This is a genomic window from Blautia sp. ZXY-1-C6, assembly GCF_056339875.1.
In genome coordinates this window covers 1-16,855 of sequence record NZ_JBWJVQ010000196.1, presented here as the reverse complement: position 1 = coordinate 16,855, position 16,855 = coordinate 1, and the positions used below count along the sequence as shown (strand labels likewise).

The window sequence follows — 16,855 nt, the reverse complement described above, 5'->3', positions numbered from 1 at the left end:
CAGGCCAGGCAGGTGGTAGGCGAATACGCACAATCTCTATCAGATGGGGGCACAGCAGCAGGCAGCACAGCAACAGGCAGCACAGAATATGCAGCCGGCATCCGGGGCAGGAACATGGAAATGTCGTTAATGTGGTGCAGAGAATACAGGAAAATTCTGCTCTGAATGTGGTAAACCGAAACCGCAGCGGGAAGAGTGGATATGCAGCTGCGGCGCAGTAAATACCGGTAAATTCTGTTCTGAATGCGGAAGCCCAAGACCGACCGGAAAGTGGACATGTAGCTGTGGTGCGGTAGATACAGGAGCGTTCTGTGCAGAATGTGCAAAGCCAAGACAGTAAAATACAGCAGGGGGAGAAATGTCTATGTCTGATCTGAAGCAGACATATAAATGCCCTGCCTGTGGCGGTGCAATGGGACCCGACAGTGAGTCCCAGAAAATGAAGTGTCCATACTGTGATACAGAATTTGAACTTGAGACATTAAAAGAACTGGATGCGCAGATGGAGCGTGAAGCCGGACAGCAGGATGATCTGTCAGGATGGCAGACAGATGCCGGTGGAGAATGGCAGGAAGGTGAGACAGATGGAATGAATGTCTATACCTGTCAGTCCTGTGGTGGTGAGATTATCGCAGATGAGAATACAGGAGCATCAAATTGTCCGTATTCTGGAAATCCCGTAATTATGACAGAGAAGTTTAAAGGTGCATTAAGGCCGGATCTGGTGATTCCGTTCAAATTGGATAAGAAAGCGGCAAAAGAAGCATATTACAGGCATATTAAGGGAAGAACATTTTTGCCAAAAGCATTTCGCAGGGAAAATCATATTGATGAGATTAAGGGGCTGTATGTTCCGTTCTGGCTTTTTGACGGGGATGTTGATGCTGATGTGCGTTATAAGGCCACAAAGGTAAGAATGTGGAGTGACAATGATTATGATTATACGGAGCCCAGTTACTATTCTGTGGAGCGGAGAGAAGTGGAGAGATGACATTCGCTTCTGTACCTGTCAGTGGATAAGAAAAAATAGCAGATGATTTGATGGAATCCATTGAACCATTTAAAATTTCAGAGTCTGTGGATTTTCAGACCGCATATCTTTCAGGATATCTGGGTATAAATATGATGTCAGTGAAAAAGAGAGCATCAACAGGGCACATGACCGTATGAAAAAGAGCGCAGAGGAAGTACTGGCAGATACAGTGAAGGGTTATGCTTCTGTTGTTCCCGAAAATACAAACGTAAATATTTCAGGCGGAAAAGCACAGTATGCACTGTATCCGGTATGGATTCTGAATACAACATGGAAAGATAAGAAATATATATTTGCAATGAACGGACAAACCGGAAAAATGACAGGAGACCTTCCGATTGACAGGGGAATTTATCTGAAATGGTTTGCCGGACTGACCGCTGTATTGACGGTTGCTTTGTGCCTTGCCGGACTGCTGATTTTTTAGGGGAGGACGAAGAGTATGCTGAAAAGAAAAAGATCATACCTGTATTTCTGGCTTCTGTCCTTACTGTATCAGGTACAACAGGATTTGTGACGGAAGCATTTTCAGAAAACGCTTATGCGGCAGAAGAAGTGCATACAGAAAGGCTGGCAGATTTTGCAGATCTGCTAGATGATGGGCAGGAAGAAGAACTGGAGGCGAAACTGGATCAGGTCAGCGAGGACTACGGCTGTGATGTTGTGGTTGTCACAGAGGAGACTCTGGATGGTGCAGTTCCGCAGGATTATGCAGATGATTTCTTTGATTATAATGACTATGGCATGGGAGAGGACAAGAGTGGTATATTGTTTTTGATAACCATGTCAGAACGTAAGTGGTGTATCTCCACACATGGAGAGGCTATTCAGATTTTTACTGATGCAGGACAGGAATATATGACGGATAATTTTGGGTCATATTTATCCGATGGTGAGTATTATGAGGGCTTTATGAAGTTTGCTGATCTGTGCGAAGAATTTATCATTCAGGCACAGAGCACAGAACCGTACGATGTAGAAAATCTGCCGAAGGAAACCATCCCTTTTTATATGATATTTCTCATTTCGCTTGTGGTCGGATTTGTGATCGCGCTGATCGTAACCGGAGTAATGAGAAGCCGGATGAAGACTGTACATATGAAGCCGGATGCAGCAGATTATATGAAAGACGGAAGTCTTCATATTAACAGAAGCCGGGACATATTTCTGTATCATAAGGTCACACGTACGGCGAAGCCGAAGGAAGAGAGTTCCGGTGGCGGTGGAAGCAGTACCCATACAAGTTCTTCGGGTGAGACGCATGGGGGTTCCAGTGGATCATTTTAACTGACTGGCATGACATATAAAAATCCTGATCTTTTATATTATTTTATGGGATAACCATAAAATGACAGGAAAGATTGGGATTTTATTTTGCGCAAAATTACGGATACCGGTTGCAAGACATCAGAGAATATGATACAGTACAAGGTGGTTTGTTTTGTGTAGAGACAGTTGTCCGGCAAAAAGAAAATAAACTGCGAAGCGGATTGTAAATATCCGCCTGACGATAACAGATTTCTGCACAAAAGAATTATAAAATGAAATAAAAAACAGAAATAATGGAGAGGACATGAAAAAATACGTTGATAATTTTATGCAATACCGGTTTCTTCTGTCAGAACTGGTAAAAAAAGGGATTAAGCTGAAATACAGACGTTCTTATCTGGGAATGATATGGTCTATGCTGGAGCCGCTGCTTACCATGATCGTGCTTACAATTGTATTTGGTACTTTGTATGGAAACACAGACAGGACTTTTCCTGTATATATCCTGACCGGACGACTCCTGTACAGTTTCTTTTCACAGTCCACCAAGGCCGCTTTGAAATCTATACGTCAGAACTCGGCAATGATCAAAAAGGTATACGTACCCAAATATTTGTATCCGCTGTCCAGTGTGCTTTTTAACTATGTGATCTTTCTGATCTCACTGATCGTACTGGCAATGGTGAGTGTGATACTTGGTGTAAAGCCTACGTTCTATCTGCTTCAGGCACCAATCGCACTGATACTGATTCTTATTATGTCATATGGATGCGGAATGATCCTGGCAACAATAGGTGTATTTTTCAGAGATATGGAATATCTCTGGTCTGTAGCACTTATGCTGGTTATGTATACATGTGCGATTTTCTATTATCCTGAAAAGCTTTTGAAGAGTGGATGGGCATGGATACTGAAATATAACCCATTGTATTGTGTGATTGATATTTTCAGATGTTCAGTATTTGGAAAAGCGATGAATATTCATTATTTTGCATATGCACTTATCTTTTCCGTTGTGGCAATGGTGATTGGATTATTCTGCTTCAAGAAGAAACAGGATGATTTTATTCTTTACATCTGAGAACTGAGACAGAAAGCTGCAGGGCAGCGGAACGAATTATTTTTGAAAAATAAGGAGAAAAAATGAGCAAACAACCAGCGATTATTGTTGATAATGTGAGTATGAAATTTAATCTCAGCAAAGAGAAAGTAGACAGTCTGAAAGATTATATTATCAAGTCAATTAAAAAAGAGATTAAATATAATGAATTCTGGGCTTTGCAGAATGTGAGCTTTACAGTGGAAAAAGGAGACAGGGTAGGAATCCTCGGACTGAATGGTGCAGGAAAGAGTACGCTTCTTAAGGTTATCGCAGGCGTTTTCAAACCAACAGAAGGTTCAGTTACAAAACATGGGAAGATGGTTCCGCTTCTGGAACTGGGTGCAGGCTTTGATCCACAGTATACAGGAAAGGAAAATATTTATCTTTACGGAGCAATGCTTGGATATTCCAAAGAATTTATTGATGAGAAGTATGATGAGATCGTGAAATTTTCTGAACTGAAGGATTTTATTGATGTGCCGATCAAGAATTATTCATCAGGTATGAAATCCAGGCTTGGATTTTCGATTGCTACAGTGGTGTCTCCTAAAATTCTGATATTGGATGAGGTATTATCTGTAGGTGATGCGAAATTCCGTAAGAAGAGTGAGAAGAAAGTACTCAGCATGTTTGATTCGGGTGTAACAGTGTTGTTTGTCTCTCATTCTCTGGCGCAGGTTCAGAGAATCTGCAATAAGGCGATGATCCTTGAAAAAGGAAAACTGATCGCTTACGGAGATATTGATACGATTTCTGAACAGTATGAGAAAATGACTAACTGACAGGGACAGACAGAGATATCTGTCTGACAGAGAAAAAATTTAAGAAGTCAGAAATATCCGGAGGAGTATATGACAAACGGATTAAAAAAAGAAGATTCAGCAGCTTTAAAAGGTCTTGCAGTGTTACTGCTGATCTTTCACCACTGCTATCGTCTTGCAGACAGAATCGAAAGATATCAGGTGGATCTGTGCGGGCTGACAACAGAACAGCTTGTTGCTATTGCGGAATGCTGTAAGATCTGCGTGGCAATATTTGCATTTGTATCCGGTTACGGGCTGTTGTATGGATATTCGGCTAAAATGAAAAATAAAGAAAAGTATGCAGTATCAGAATGGATATCCGGACATCTTCTTTCCACTATGTCCGGATTCTGGTTTACTGCAGCTGTATCCTATCTTATTTACTTTGGACTTAGACTTAAGGATCCGAGCAAGTGGGGAGAAACCTTTTATGAAAGAGGATTCGCCGTATTTGCAGATATACTGGGAATCTCCAGACTTTTGGAGACTGAAAGTCTTAACGGGGCATGGTGGTATATGAGTGCTGCGTTTGTATTTATTATATTGCTTCCTCTGTTAGATGGGACGATTGAGAAATTTGGAGGCATATTCTGTATTGCAGTTATCTTTTTGCTTCCGAGAATTTTAGGTATTGGATTTCAGGGAGGCTCAAAGCCATATTCATTTCTTTTGATATTTGTGGCAGGAATGTTATGCTGTAAATATAATTTCTTTCAAAAATTGCATGAATACAGTCGGAAAAAATTAAAATTCATCTGTTTGTCTGCTTTACTGTGTGCCGGCCTTTTCCTGTACCATAAAATCGACCTGAAAATTTTCTGGGAATTTCGGTATGCACTTGTTCCATTCCTGCTGATTCTCTTTTGCGTTGAATATTTGTTCAGGATTACGCCTGTATCCTTGTTCCTTCAGTATCTGGGCAAGCATTCCATGAACATCTGGCTGGTACATACATTTGTGAGAGATTCTCTGGGAAAATATGTATTTGCATTAAAAAAATTCTGGCTGATTCCTGTTGCAGTTCTTGTGATTTCGCTGGGAATCAGTTACTGCCTGGATTTTCTTAAGAAGATTACAGGATATCAGAAACTGATACGGCTGTTAAAGAAAAAGGTGACGGAACATTATGCGGTACGGGAATGATTTTTCGAGAGGATCGCAATAGGATTCAGAGTGGACAATAGTGACGGATGGGAGAGCGTATCATGAAAATACTGCAGATTGGAATGGGAAATGTTGCCGGAGGTCTGGAAGCATTTGTGATGAATTACTATAGAGTTCTGGTGCATATGGATATACAGTTTGATTTTGTGTGTATGTATGATAAAATTGCATATGAAGAGGAAATCAGGAAACTGGGTGGAAGGATTGACTATATTCCAAATGTAAAAAAGAACTATCAGGGCTATATAAAAGAACTGAAAAAAATATTAAAAGAAACAAAATATGATGCAGTACATGTAAATATGCTTTCAGCTGCAAATATTGTTCCGTTACGTGTGGCTCATACAATGAAAGTGCCAAAGATAATTGCGCACAGCCACAGCTCTTCCTGTCCCGGACTGATCAGAAAAATCATGGACAACTGGAACAGACCAAAGATTGCAAAATATGCTACTGACAGGATTGCATGCGGAGAAATGGCGGGCAGGTGGCTGTTTGGAGATAAAGCTTTCCAAAGCGGTCAGGTTACGTTGATCAATAATGCCATTCAGGCAGAGAAGTTCAGTTTTTCAGAAAAAGACAGAGATTCACTCAGAAAGGAACTGGGATGGGAAAATAAAACAGTGATCGGTCATGTAGGAAGATTTGATATTCCGAAGAATCATGACAGAATGCTTGATATTTTTCAACAGATCGTTTCCGAAAAAAAAGATGTGATGCTGTGTCTGGTAGGTCCAAAGGAAGGTCTGTACAAAGAGATAAAAGAGAAAACAGTGCAGAAAGGACTGGAAGATAAGGTATATTTTGCCGGTAAACAGGAGAATATCCGCAGGTATTTATCTGCTATGGATGTTTTTCTGTTTCCGTCTGTTTTTGAGGGTGTGCCATTTGCGCTTATTGAAGCCCAGGCAAATGGACTTGCCTGCGTGATGTCAGAGGCGGTGTCTGAGGAGGCAGTTGTTTTTCCTGAGAGAGTCAGAAGGCTGTCACTTGACAGAGATAATATACAGTGGGCGGCAGCAGTGATGGCAATGAGTTCTATGAACAGAGAAGCGGCTGATCTGATAAAGAAGCGGCTGTCAGATACGCATTTTAACATTGAGACAGAGGCAAAACGTTTGAAAGATTTATATTATCATACGAGGTAAATTACAGATGGACAAGATTGATTTTGTATTGCCATGGGTGGATGGATCAGACTCAGCCTGGATAAAGCAGAGAAATGAGTATCTGGGAATTAAAAATGACCAGACACAGGACAGCAGATTTCGGGACTGGGAAAATCTGCAGTACTGGTTCAGAGGTGTTGAAAAATTTGCGCCATGGGTGAATCATATATATTTTGTGACATGGGGGCATATCCCTTCATGGCTGAATACAGATCATCCGAAGCTGACAGTTGTAAAACACGAGGATTATATTCCGAAGCAGTATCTGCCCACATTCAGCAGTCATCCCATTGAACTGAATATGCATCGGATCCGAGGTTTATCCGAACAGTTTGTATATTTTAATGATGATACCTTCATCATAAATAAAATGGAACCGGAAGACTTTTTCAGAAATGGTCTTCCAAGAGACTATTGTATAGAAACAGCGTTGGTACAGGATGATATCAATAATCCGTTTGCCTGCATTCTTATGAACAATGCGGCACTTGTAAATATGCATTATTCAAAGAGAGAAGTGATTGGCAGAAACTGGAAAAAATGGTTTCATCCTGCATATGGAAAAATGGTATTCAGAAATATGCTGATGCTTCCGTACAGGGAGTTTTCCAGTTTTAAATATTCTCATATCTCAAGCTCTTTTTTGAAGAGTACCTTTGAAGAAGTGTGGAGGGAAGAAGGTGAAGTGCTGGACAGAGTATGCAGGACACGATTCCGTTCTCCGGGGGATGTAAATCAGTATGTGATGAAATACTGGCAGTATATGGAGGGAAAATATGAACCTCAATCACCGAAAATCGGGAAATTTTTTACCATAGGTCTTCACGACCGGCAGATACATGATGTACTCAGAAATCAGAAGTGTAAAATATTGTGTATAAATGATACGGAAAATATAGGAGATTTCAGACAACAGAAAAGAAATATCAAAGATTCTTTTGAGAGTATCCTTCCCGAAAAGTCTGCATTTGAATTATCTTACAAAGATTCCGGAGGCATGTATGACAAAAAGTGCGATTAAAAAATATACGGAAAGGCTGGGCTTTTTCGGAATGATCCTGCACTATATCGGTCGTTTTATGACAAAAACAGAGCAGCAGGTCATTGGAAAGCTGACTGTGCGTTTTGGAAAAGTAAAGAAAAACCGGCTTGTGTTTAAAAATCGGGAAATGATGGACTGCACAGATAATCCGGAAGCTTTTTATGAATATCTTATAAGTTCCGGGTATAATAAAAAATATGAGATCATCTGGCTGGTCTCTGAAAAAAGAAAATTCAGAAATCAGAATACCGGAAATGTAAAATTTGTAACTGCTGAAAATAAATATGGATGGAGTAGTCCGCTGGCATATTATTATGGTGCTACAGCCGGATTTTTCTTTTATTCTCATAACAGTGCAGGACTGAACAGGTATCGGTGTAAAGGACAGACAGTTGTAAATCTGTGGCATGGGTGCGGTTATAAAGATGCAGAGCAGGGAAAGAAAAAACAGAATATAAAGCCTGATTTTGACTATGCACTTGTTCCCGGACCGGTATTTGTGAAAACGAAATCCGGACTATGGAACTGCGAACCGGACAGGCTGTTAATGATGGGATATCCCAGATATGACTGGATGCTGCATCCGTCAATGAGTAAGGATGAAATTCTGGACAGTCTGTTCGGATGGAAAGGGAAAAAAGCTGTTCTGTGGATGCCGACTTTCAGAAAAAGTGATCTGGGAGGGTGTGCGGAAAATGAAATTGAGCTTCCCTGTCAGCTTCCGGCAATACAGAATATGAACGAGCTGAAAGAACTGGACAGTTATCTAAGGGAGCAGGAGATTATTCTGATCATAAAGAAGCATCCGCTTCAGACGGAATGGGATGAGAATGAACAGGAGTTTACCAATATACGTTATGTTGCGGAAGCCCTGTTGGAGAAAAAACAGATAAAACTTTATGAACTGATAGGGATCAGCGACGGTCTGCTCTCTGATTACTCGTCAGTGGCAGTAGATTATCTGCTGTTGGACAGACCGCTTGGATATGTGCTTGCGGATTACAATATATATAAAGAAAAAAGGGGATTTGTATTTAAAGATCCGCTGGAATATATGCCGGGTGAGAAAATCTATAATGCCTGTGATATCAGAAAATTTATGAAACATCTGACTGATGGAACAGACAGTTACCGGCAGGAGAGAGCAAAGAATCTGAAACAGATGCACAATAAAACAGAAAACTATTGCAAAAGGCTTGCAGATTATTTACAATTGTAGCTGTTATATGAATGCGAAGAGAACAGTTATCTATTAATGCAATAAAACAGGGAGAATGTAATGGAGAAAAAAATAGGATATACACAGGGAACCTTTGATATGTTTCATATAGGACATCTGAACCTGATCAGAAATGCAAAAAAACATTGCGATTATCTGATTGTCGGTGTGAATGCGGATGATCTGGTAGAGTCATATAAAAACAAAAGACCGATCGTTCCGCTGGAAGAAAGGGCAGAGATTGTACGGGCCATCAGATATGTTGATGAGGTGATCGTGACGACAACCCTGGACAAAAAGCAGGTATGGGAAAAAGTCCACTTTAATGAAATCTATATCGGAGATGACTGGAAGGGCAATGCACGTTGGGAAAAGACCGGAAAAGAAATGGAAGAGCTGGGCGCTAAGCTGGTATTTCTGCCATATACCAAAGATACATCCTCAACGATGCTTCGTGAGAAATTAAAAGAATTCTAGGGAGCCAGATATGAAAAAAAGAATAAAAAAGAAAATAAAAAAACTGAAAAAATCCATTAACAAGATTAACAAGGTCAGAGTTCAAAAGGGAAGAAAAGCCATGTTGCAGGAGACATGGGCAACTGTGACCTATGGATTATATGATAATCGCAAGATCAGACGCCTTAAGAAATTCCCCCCTGCACTTGTAGAGAATAGAATGCTCTTTGAAACAAATGATGATTTTACGGATAATGGTCGTGCTTTGTTTGACTATCTTATTGAGAAAGGATACAACAAAAAATATGAGATTGTATGGCTGGTCCATGAACCGTCTAAATATAAAGAATATCAGTTTGAAAATGTGAAATTTGTGCAGAACTTTAAGAACGGTTCCACGATCCGAAGAGCAGAAGCATATAAATATGCACTGACATCAAAATATATTTTTTACACCCAGGCTTTTAACTGGATTGGTATGTCGAGAAGAAATCAGCTCTTTATCGATCTCTGGCATGGCTGTGGTTACAAGGCAAATAAGAACGGGCGTAAGGTTTTCTTTGATTATTGCCTGGTACCGGGGGACATTTTTATTAAGACCAAAATGGAATTTTTTGGATGTACTTCCAAAAAACTGCTCTCGTTTGGATATCCCCGTTATGATATGATGCTTAAGGGCAGTGAACGTGCAGATGAATATAAAAAGAAACTTCTGAAGGAAACAGACAGCGAGAAACTGATCCTGTGGATGCCAACCTACAGACATGCTTCCAGTGAGCGTCTGAACGAGGAAACCTTAAATAATGAATTCAATATTCCTATCATTGATGATGCAGATAAGCTTCTGGAACTGAATAAGTTCTGTAAGGAGAATCATATTCTTATTGTTATCAAGAAGCATTACCTTCAGGTACCTTATGATTTTGGTGAGAATGTCCTTACCAATATTGTTTATCTGGAGAACAGAGATCTTGCGGATAACGGACTGCAGCTTTATGAGTTTATCAACTGTTCGGATGCGCTGGTTTCTGACTATTCTTCTGTTGCGATCGATTATCTGCTGTTAGACAGACCGCTTGGATTCACACTGGATGATTATGAGGCTTATACGGAATCCAGAGGATGGGTGTTTGATGATCCGTTGGAATATATGCCTGGCGAACATATGTATAATATGCAGGATTTTGAGAATTTCATCCTGGATATTAAAAACGGAAAAGATAATTATAAAGAACAGCGTGCCAGTGTAAGAGCAAAAACACATAATGTGTGTGACAATTACTGCCAGCGTGTGTTGGATTATTTTAACATTACAATGTAATGATATTATAGCAATTCCATAAATTATTGCAAACAATCCAGTCCATCATAGCGTGAAGTCCTGCGTCAGATATCTTTGCCGTGCGTCAGCACGCCTGCAGATATCTTCCTTGTCCTTCACACTCTGCTGAACTGCCTTGATTGTATTATTTTATGGAATTGCTATAGGATACAGATATCAGAAAGTCATAACAGGAGAAAAAGATAAATGAAAATATGTATTTGGTGCACCAAGATATTTGATCTTGGCGGAACTAAGCGAGTTGTCACACTTCTTGCGAATGAACTTGTAAAAGAGCATGATGTGACGATCATGGTATATCAGGACAGATTTAAAGAAGACCGGAATATGTATCATATGAGTGAGGATATCAAGGTTGACTTTATTGATAATAATGAGTTTGTCAATCGACATCATACACCGGCTTTCTGCTGGCGTTATCTTGTTCAGAAACTGAATGCCAAATATGGGATTTTTAATAAAGAAAAATATAATGATATTCTGGCAGATGCGATTTTCCCGAAAAAGACCAGAGAAAAATGGGTAAAATATTTAAATGAGCAGAATTATGATATTATTATCACAACTGCAAGTTTAAGCCTTCGTCTGGGTATGCTGGCGCCGGAGCTGAATGCAAAGACAATCGGATGGCAGCATAACTGTTATGCCGGATATCTTGATGTTCCTAATGTCGTATTCTGGAAACAGGAATGTCTGCTCCAGGAATATCTGCCGAAGCTGGACAGATACATTGTTCTCAGTGACTATGATAAGCGCGATTACAAAAAATTTCTGGATATTGATACAGAAGTTAAAATTAATCCCCGAAGCTTCGTGAGTGAGAGAAAATGCGACCCAAAATCCAAGCGTTTCCTTATGGCTACACGATTTGTATATGCCAAGGGTCTTGATCTGATGATGGAATCTTTTGAAGAGTTCTGTAAGCAGGATGATGAATGGCAGCTGGATATTATCGGAGCCGGTGATCTCTGGAATCAGATTGTGGCGGATGCAAAGAGACGTGGTATTGAGGACAGAGTTAATTTTGTCGGTTATACAAATGAGCCGGAGAAGTATTACCTGAATTCTTCTGTTTTCCTTCTTCCGTCCAGGTGGGAAGGATGGCCGATGGTTATCATGGAAGCCTTTGAATTTGGTCTTCCTGTCATCGCATTCCATACAGGAGCGATGGATCTGATCATCGATGATGGAAAAACAGGATACCTGCCGGAAGCTTTTGATACAAAGAAATTTACAGATGCGATGCTGAAGCTGGCACATGATGAAGAACTCCGCAGAGAGATGTCCAGAAATGCAATCTGGAAATCTGAGGACTTTGCCATTGAGAAGGCAGTTAAAGAGTGGAATCGTCTTTTTAATCGTGTAATGGGAATCAAGACCTTTTATATGAAAAATGAAGAACAGATTCTGGAGTGCAGGGAGAAATATCCGCTTAGAACCAGCTATGCCGAGTTTGTAAAGGAATACCAGATAAGAGATAATACAATTCTTTATGAAGCTTTTGGCGGACGTGGTATGATCTGTAATCCTTATGCTCTGTTTTTGTATCTTCTTGAAAAAGAAGAGTATCAGGATTATACCCATATCTGGGTGTTTGAGGACTTCGAGGATAACAGAAAACAAATTGAAAAATACGAAAAATATCCGAACGTGCGATTTGTAAAATATAAATCAAAGGAATATTGTAAAGAACTTGCGACAGTGAAATATCTGGTAAATAATGTAAGCTTTCCAAGCTATTTCCTTAAAAGAGAAGGTCAGGTACTGATCGATACCTGGCATGGAACTCCTCTGAAGAATATGGGATTTGATATTCCGGGAGCAAATATTTCTCAGGGAAATACAGCAAGAAATCTGCTCAGTGCAGATTATATAGTTTCCTCCGGACCTTATATGACAAAGACAGCATACAAAGATTCGTATAAAATGCAGAATCTGTATGAAGGCACAGTGCTGGAAGAGGGCTTCCCACGTAATGATAAGCTTTTTGACAGTGACAGAGCAGAAGTGATACAGGAACTTAAGGATTGCGGAGTGGACGTAAAGGAAGATAAAAAGATTATTCTTTATGCACCGACATGGAGAGGCGAACAATACAGCCGTCCGGATACAGATTTGCAGGATGTCTATAAACTGATCAATGTAATGGAGAACAGTATAGATACAAATGAATATCAGATCTTTGTCAAGCTTCATCAGATCGTATATCACTATATGAAAGAGAATGCCATGGAACCTGGTGATGCGCAGACAAAATTTATTCCTGCAACAATGGATACAAATGAGATTTTGTCAGTGACAGATGTACTGATTTCTGATTATTCCAGTATTTTTTATGATTTCATGCTGACAGGAAAACCGATTCTGTTTTATGTGCCGGATGCGGAGAACTTTGAAGATTACAGAGGTCTGTACTTCGGATTTGACAAACTTCCGGGACCGGCAGTGTCTACCCCTGAGAAGCTTGGTGAACTTCTGAAGGATCTTCCGGGAGTGGCTGCTTCCTGTAAAGAGAAGTATGAAAAAGCAAGAGAACAGATATGTCCGAGAGATGATGGAAAAGCATGCAAACGTATAGCAGAAGTCCTGCTTGATGGAAAAGAACCGGTAAATCCGGTATATCTGAATCAGACAGATAAAGTAAAACTTCTGGTATATGCAGGAGATTTCAGTGATACACAGGAGACAGAGGCATTCTATGAATTTCTGAACAAAGTGGATTATGAGCATTTTGATGTGACGTTGATCGGGAATGGTGCAAAAGAAGAGGAGTCTTCTGAGAAATTGAATAGTCTGCCAAAAGAAATCAGGGTTTTATACTGGAAGCGTTCCTACCCGGCTACGGACGAAGAATATGTATGTCATAAAAAGTTTATGAAATCTAAGAAAACAGAAGTGCCGGAGATGCTTCTGGATTTTTACAGGCGTGAGCTTCGCAGGATGATCGGAATGTCAAAGTTCGACTATGCTCTGGTACTTACTGATATGAAGAAGTTCTTTCCTGCAATGTCAGGGGCTCTGGATGTGAAGCAGATATTTAATATAGAAAACTGGCAGAATTTGTTGAAGTGTTAAAGCTTCATTAAAGCTTCACAGACAGATCAGAACCTCATTGAAAAGAGGCGGAAAACGGTATATTTTAAAAGATATGTAAGGCAGTCTGGCAGGTATTGGGCCAGGCTGCTTTTCTGAATACGGATCTTGAATTATCATTTTATGGACGCAGATAATTACGCATGGATTTCAGTGCATTTTTTTCGAGACGGCTGACCTGTGCCTGGGAGATGCCGATTTCCTGAGCTACTTCCATCTGCGTCTTTCCTTCGTAGAAGCGCAGTTCTATGATATGCTTTTCGCGGCTGTTCAGCCTCTGCATAGCTTCGCGGAGAGCAAGATTTTCAATCCAGCGTTCTTCTTTGTTTTTTTTGTCACTGATCTGATCCATGACATAAAGAGTATCACCGCCTTCTGTATAGACCGGTTCAAAGAGACTCACAGGATTTTGGATAGCATCAAGGGCATATACGATCATTTCTTTTTCGATACCAATTTCCTGTGCAATTTCGGTAACTGTAGGTTCTTTCAGGTGCTGCTTCATATAATTTTCGCGGGTATAGATTGCTTTGTATGCAATATCACGAAGAGAACGGCTGACGCGGATACTGTTGTTATCCCTGAGATATCGCCTGATTTCGCCTATGATCATTGGAACTGCATAAGTGGAAAATTTTACCTGTAAAGTGGTATCAAAGTTGTCAATGGCCTTGATCAGACCAATACATCCGATCTGAAAAAGGTCATCGGCATTTTCGCTGCTGTTCTGAAATCGTCGTATTACGCTGAGAACAAGACGTAGATTTCCTTTAATGTACAATTCACGTGCCTGTTCATCGCCGCTTTTGATCCGTCTGAACAGTTCCGCTTTTTCTTCTGCTGTAAGAACAGGAAGTTTCGACGTATTGACTCCGCAGATTTCAACTTTGTTCAGTGCCATCTTATTGAATCCTCCTTATTATCTCTGGATGTAAACCGACTATTCGCAGATATGAGCCAGGATCCTCCGAAATCATTTCAGGAAATAAAAAAAGGACAGTGGCTGCCGAATAGTTGTCATATACTTCAGTAAGAATGATTCTCATATAGCAGTGGATTTATACTTTGACCGGGAAAATATAAAAAATATAGGTCCTTGACAATTCTCTGCGGTGAAATATCAGCCTTTATGGAAACATTTTTCTTCGTCTATTTTCACAAGGATGATATCGTCCCCGATCTGGCTGATACATTCCCAGGGAATGATATATTCATTATCACGTCCGAACAGGCAGCAGAATCTTCCGGGGCCTGGAAGTATAAGGGCAGTGAGTTGACTGCTTTTGCAGTCAAATTCCGCATCAATGGGACATCCGAGACTGCGGCAGGTACAGATATTAATTACTTCTTTTTGCTTTAATTCACAGATTTTCATAAATCAGATACAGTCCTTCCGGTTAAAATCAGACTGTCGTGCCAATGCTTTCAGAATCTGATATGCGTTTGATAACAATTTATGTATTTTTGCAAAAATTTATGCAAGTCCTTTTATTGACACCTTAAATAGAAATACAGTATAATAAAACTATATATAACTGTTTGTATTTGTGTTACTGAGAATGGAGTGAACAGTAACGTATTTGTAGCCGTTTAACCGAATCAAGTATATAGTACATAAGCAGAAAACAGTAATACGAATTAAAGGGGGACGTCGTATGAAGTGTCCATTTTGTAATCAGGATAATACGAGAGTAGTTGATTCCAGACCGGTAGACATACGAATTCTATCCGTCGCCGTCGTTTGTGCCATGCCTGCGGAAGGAGATTTACCACATATGAAAAGGTGGAAAGTATTCCGCTTACTGTGATCAAAAAAGATCAGAACAGAGAACAGTATAATCGCAGTAAAATTCAGTCGGGAATTCTGAGAGCCTGCTATAAAAGACCAATATCCGTAGATAAGATTGAAGAGATGATGGATGCCATAGAGGGAGAAATCTTTAATACCGAAGAGAAAGAGATTTCCAGCACCAGAATTGGTGAGATCGTTATGGAACATTTGAAAGATCTGGATGCAGTTGCTTATGTACGTTTTGCGTCTGTATACAGAGAATTTAAAGATGTCAGTACTTTTATGGACGAGCTGAAGAAGTTTATGAATTAAATAAGAGTTCTGTGTGAACAGTAATGTATGAATGCTCTGTGTGAAAGGATTTACGGGCAAATATAAAGAGCCGACGAGAATAATATCCCGCCGGCTCTTTATGTGTATTTTTATGGGGGTAATTAACTAAAATAAATTAAACAATACCCTGAGCGATCATAGCATCTACAACTTTCTCGAAGCCTGCGTATTAGCGCCTGCAACATAGTTGCCTTCCATATCATAACGCTTGGAAGCATCATCAACTTTATGGAAGATATCAACCATGATCTGATGAAGTTTTGTATCAACTTCTTCTGCTGTCCAGGAAAGTCTTGCAGAGTTCTGGCACATTTCAAGTGCGGAAGTAGCAACACCACCGGCATTAGCTGCTTTACCAGGCATAAATGTTACACCGTTTGCCATAAGGTAATCAGTTGCCTCGCGGTAGTAGGCATATTTGCACCTTCTGCAACATATTTGCATCCGTTTGCAATAAGGATCTTAACAGCATCAAGGTCAAGCTCATTCTGAGTTGCGCATGGAAGATAGATATCACATTTGATGTTCCAGATACCTTTTCCTTCTGTATAAGTAGCGCCTTCTACGCGATCTGCGTATTCTTTGATACGTCCACGTTTTACTTCTTTGATATCTTTAACGATGTCAAGTTTGATTCCTTCCGGATCATAGATATATCCGTTGGAGTCGCACATAGCAACAACTTTACCGCCAAGTTCGGCAGCTTTCTTACTGCGTAGATGGCAACATTACCGGAACCTGTTACGATGAGAGTTTTACCGGAGATTGTGTCGTTTTTAGCTTTAACCATTTCGTTCAGCATATATACAAGACCATATCCTGTAGCCTGTGTACGAATCAAAGATCCACCGTAGGAAAGACCTTTACCTGTGAGAACACCCTCGTATAATCCGCGGTTTCTCTTGTACTGTCCGTACAGATAACCAATCTCACGTCCGCCTACACCGATATCACCTGCAGGAACGTCCATGTCAGCACCGATATATTTGGAAAGTTCTGTCATAAAGCTCTGGCAGAATGCCATAACTTCTCTGTCAG

14 protein-coding genes and 3 pseudogenes are annotated in these 16,855 nt (G+C 40.2%); 14 read left to right on the top strand and 3 right to left on the bottom strand.

The window, feature by feature from the left end:
• Positions 1 to 184: 184 nt before the first annotated feature.
• The 13 genes and pseudogenes from AC075J_RS11440 to AC075J_RS11380 all read left to right on the top strand — a co-directional run.
• Positions 185 to 340: pseudogene (locus tag AC075J_RS11440) on the top strand (SPFH domain-containing protein); the annotation flags it as partial.
• Between the two features lie 24 nt (positions 341 to 364).
• A complete protein-coding gene (locus tag AC075J_RS11435; protein ID WP_476390338.1) occupies positions 365 to 991 on the top strand; it encodes a TFIIB-type zinc ribbon-containing protein in 627 nt (208 codons plus the stop codon).
• 175 nt (positions 992 to 1,166) lie between these two features.
• A complete protein-coding gene (locus AC075J_RS11430) occupies positions 1,167 to 1,460 on the top strand; it encodes a hypothetical protein (RefSeq protein ID WP_476390337.1) in 294 nt (97 codons plus the stop codon).
• Entirely contained in the window at positions 1,394 to 2,320 is a 927-nt protein-coding gene (locus AC075J_RS11425; protein ID WP_476390336.1) for a TPM domain-containing protein, read from the top strand. The genes AC075J_RS11430 and AC075J_RS11425 overlap by 67 nt, the downstream gene beginning before the upstream one ends.
• A 286-nt stretch (positions 2,321 to 2,606) precedes the next feature.
• Positions 2,607 to 3,383, top strand: coding sequence for an ABC transporter permease (locus AC075J_RS11420; RefSeq protein WP_008703542.1), 777 nt, complete (start codon positions 2,607 to 2,609; stop codon positions 3,381 to 3,383).
• A 62-nt stretch (positions 3,384 to 3,445) separates the two neighbouring features.
• Positions 3,446 to 4,186: an ABC transporter ATP-binding protein gene (locus tag AC075J_RS11415; protein ID WP_118571085.1), complete on the top strand. Its 741-nt coding sequence runs from the start codon at positions 3,446 to 3,448 to the stop codon at positions 4,184 to 4,186.
• Positions 4,187 to 4,255: 69 nt separating this feature from the next.
• Positions 4,256 to 5,350 carry an acyltransferase family protein gene (locus AC075J_RS11410; RefSeq protein WP_287643260.1) on the top strand — a complete coding sequence of 365 codons (1,095 nt, stop codon included), beginning with the start codon at positions 4,256 to 4,258 and terminating at the stop codon, positions 5,348 to 5,350.
• A gap of 62 nt (positions 5,351 to 5,412) precedes the next feature.
• Positions 5,413 to 6,519, top strand: coding sequence for a glycosyltransferase family 1 protein (locus AC075J_RS11405; RefSeq protein ID WP_476390335.1), 1,107 nt, complete (start codon positions 5,413 to 5,415; stop codon positions 6,517 to 6,519).
• Between the two features lie 7 nt (positions 6,520 to 6,526).
• Positions 6,527 to 7,561, top strand: coding sequence for a Stealth CR1 domain-containing protein (locus AC075J_RS11400; protein WP_025577094.1), 1,035 nt, complete (start codon positions 6,527 to 6,529; stop codon positions 7,559 to 7,561).
• On the top strand, positions 7,542 to 8,801 hold the full coding sequence (locus tag AC075J_RS11395) for a CDP-glycerol glycerophosphotransferase family protein (RefSeq protein WP_118331134.1): 1,260 nt from the start codon (positions 7,542 to 7,544) through the stop codon (positions 8,799 to 8,801). Before AC075J_RS11400 ends, AC075J_RS11395 begins: the two co-directional genes overlap by 20 nt.
• Before the next feature lie 60 nt (positions 8,802 to 8,861).
• Positions 8,862 to 9,278: an FAD synthase family protein gene (locus AC075J_RS11390; RefSeq protein ID WP_008703533.1), complete on the top strand. Its 417-nt coding sequence runs from the start codon at positions 8,862 to 8,864 to the stop codon at positions 9,276 to 9,278.
• Between the two features lie 10 nt (positions 9,279 to 9,288).
• The gene (locus AC075J_RS11385; protein WP_119253409.1) at positions 9,289 to 10,578 is read left to right on the top strand and encodes a CDP-glycerol glycerophosphotransferase family protein; all 1,290 of its coding nucleotides are present in this window, start codon (positions 9,289 to 9,291) and stop codon (positions 10,576 to 10,578) included.
• A gap of 207 nt (positions 10,579 to 10,785) precedes the next feature.
• The gene (locus AC075J_RS11380) at positions 10,786 to 13,674 is read left to right on the top strand and encodes a CDP-glycerol glycerophosphotransferase family protein (RefSeq protein WP_476390334.1); all 2,889 of its coding nucleotides are present in this window, start codon (positions 10,786 to 10,788) and stop codon (positions 13,672 to 13,674) included.
• A 139-nt stretch (positions 13,675 to 13,813) separates the two neighbouring features.
• On the opposite strand, the gene sigG is transcribed toward AC075J_RS11380, so the two are convergent.
• Positions 13,814 to 14,593 (bottom strand): RNA polymerase sporulation sigma factor SigG, encoded by a 780-nt coding sequence (gene sigG, locus AC075J_RS11375; protein WP_022381304.1) that lies wholly within the window; start codon positions 14,591 to 14,593, stop codon positions 13,814 to 13,816.
• Between the two features lie 219 nt (positions 14,594 to 14,812).
• Complete coding sequence (locus AC075J_RS11370) at positions 14,813 to 15,067, bottom strand: YlmC/YmxH family sporulation protein (protein WP_008703528.1); 255 nt, start codon at positions 15,065 to 15,067, stop codon at positions 14,813 to 14,815.
• Between the two features lie 280 nt (positions 15,068 to 15,347).
• Here AC075J_RS11370 and nrdR point away from each other — a divergent pair.
• Positions 15,348 to 15,796 (top strand): annotated as a pseudogene (gene nrdR / locus AC075J_RS11365) (transcriptional regulator NrdR).
• Positions 15,797 to 15,932: 136 nt separating this feature from the next.
• Here nrdR and AC075J_RS11360 read toward each other — a convergent pair.
• Positions 15,933 to 16,855: pseudogene (locus AC075J_RS11360) on the bottom strand (Glu/Leu/Phe/Val dehydrogenase dimerization domain-containing protein); the annotation flags it as partial.

Bases quoted from the DNA above. Each gene is read 5' to 3' on its own strand.
- AC075J_RS11435 (WP_476390338.1), top strand. From the start codon at position 365: ATGTCTGATCTGAAGCAGACATATAAATGCCCTGCCTGTGGCGGTGCA.
- AC075J_RS11430 (WP_476390337.1), top strand. From the start codon at position 1,167: ATGAAAAAGAGCGCAGAGGAAGTACTGGCAGATACAGTGAAGGGTTAT.
- AC075J_RS11425 (WP_476390336.1), top strand. From the start codon at position 1,394: ATGGTTTGCCGGACTGACCGCTGTATTGACGGTTGCTTTGTGCCTTGC.
- AC075J_RS11420 (WP_008703542.1), top strand. From the start codon at position 2,607: ATGAAAAAATACGTTGATAATTTTATGCAATACCGGTTTCTTCTGTCA.
- AC075J_RS11415 (WP_118571085.1), top strand. From the start codon at position 3,446: ATGAGCAAACAACCAGCGATTATTGTTGATAATGTGAGTATGAAATTT.
- AC075J_RS11410 (WP_287643260.1), top strand. From the start codon at position 4,256: ATGACAAACGGATTAAAAAAAGAAGATTCAGCAGCTTTAAAAGGTCTT.
- AC075J_RS11405 (WP_476390335.1), top strand. From the start codon at position 5,413: ATGAAAATACTGCAGATTGGAATGGGAAATGTTGCCGGAGGTCTGGAA.
- AC075J_RS11400 (WP_025577094.1), top strand. From the start codon at position 6,527: ATGGACAAGATTGATTTTGTATTGCCATGGGTGGATGGATCAGACTCA.
- AC075J_RS11395 (WP_118331134.1), top strand. From the start codon at position 7,542: ATGACAAAAAGTGCGATTAAAAAATATACGGAAAGGCTGGGCTTTTTC.
- AC075J_RS11390 (WP_008703533.1), top strand. From the start codon at position 8,862: ATGGAGAAAAAAATAGGATATACACAGGGAACCTTTGATATGTTTCAT.
- AC075J_RS11385 (WP_119253409.1), top strand. From the start codon at position 9,289: ATGAAAAAAAGAATAAAAAAGAAAATAAAAAAACTGAAAAAATCCATT.
- AC075J_RS11380 (WP_476390334.1), top strand. From the start codon at position 10,786: ATGAAAATATGTATTTGGTGCACCAAGATATTTGATCTTGGCGGAACT.
- sigG (WP_022381304.1), bottom strand. From the start codon at position 14,593: ATGGCACTGAACAAAGTTGAAATCTGCGGAGTCAATACGTCGAAACTT.
- AC075J_RS11370 (WP_008703528.1), bottom strand. From the start codon at position 15,067: ATGAAAATCTGTGAATTAAAGCAAAAAGAAGTAATTAATATCTGTACC.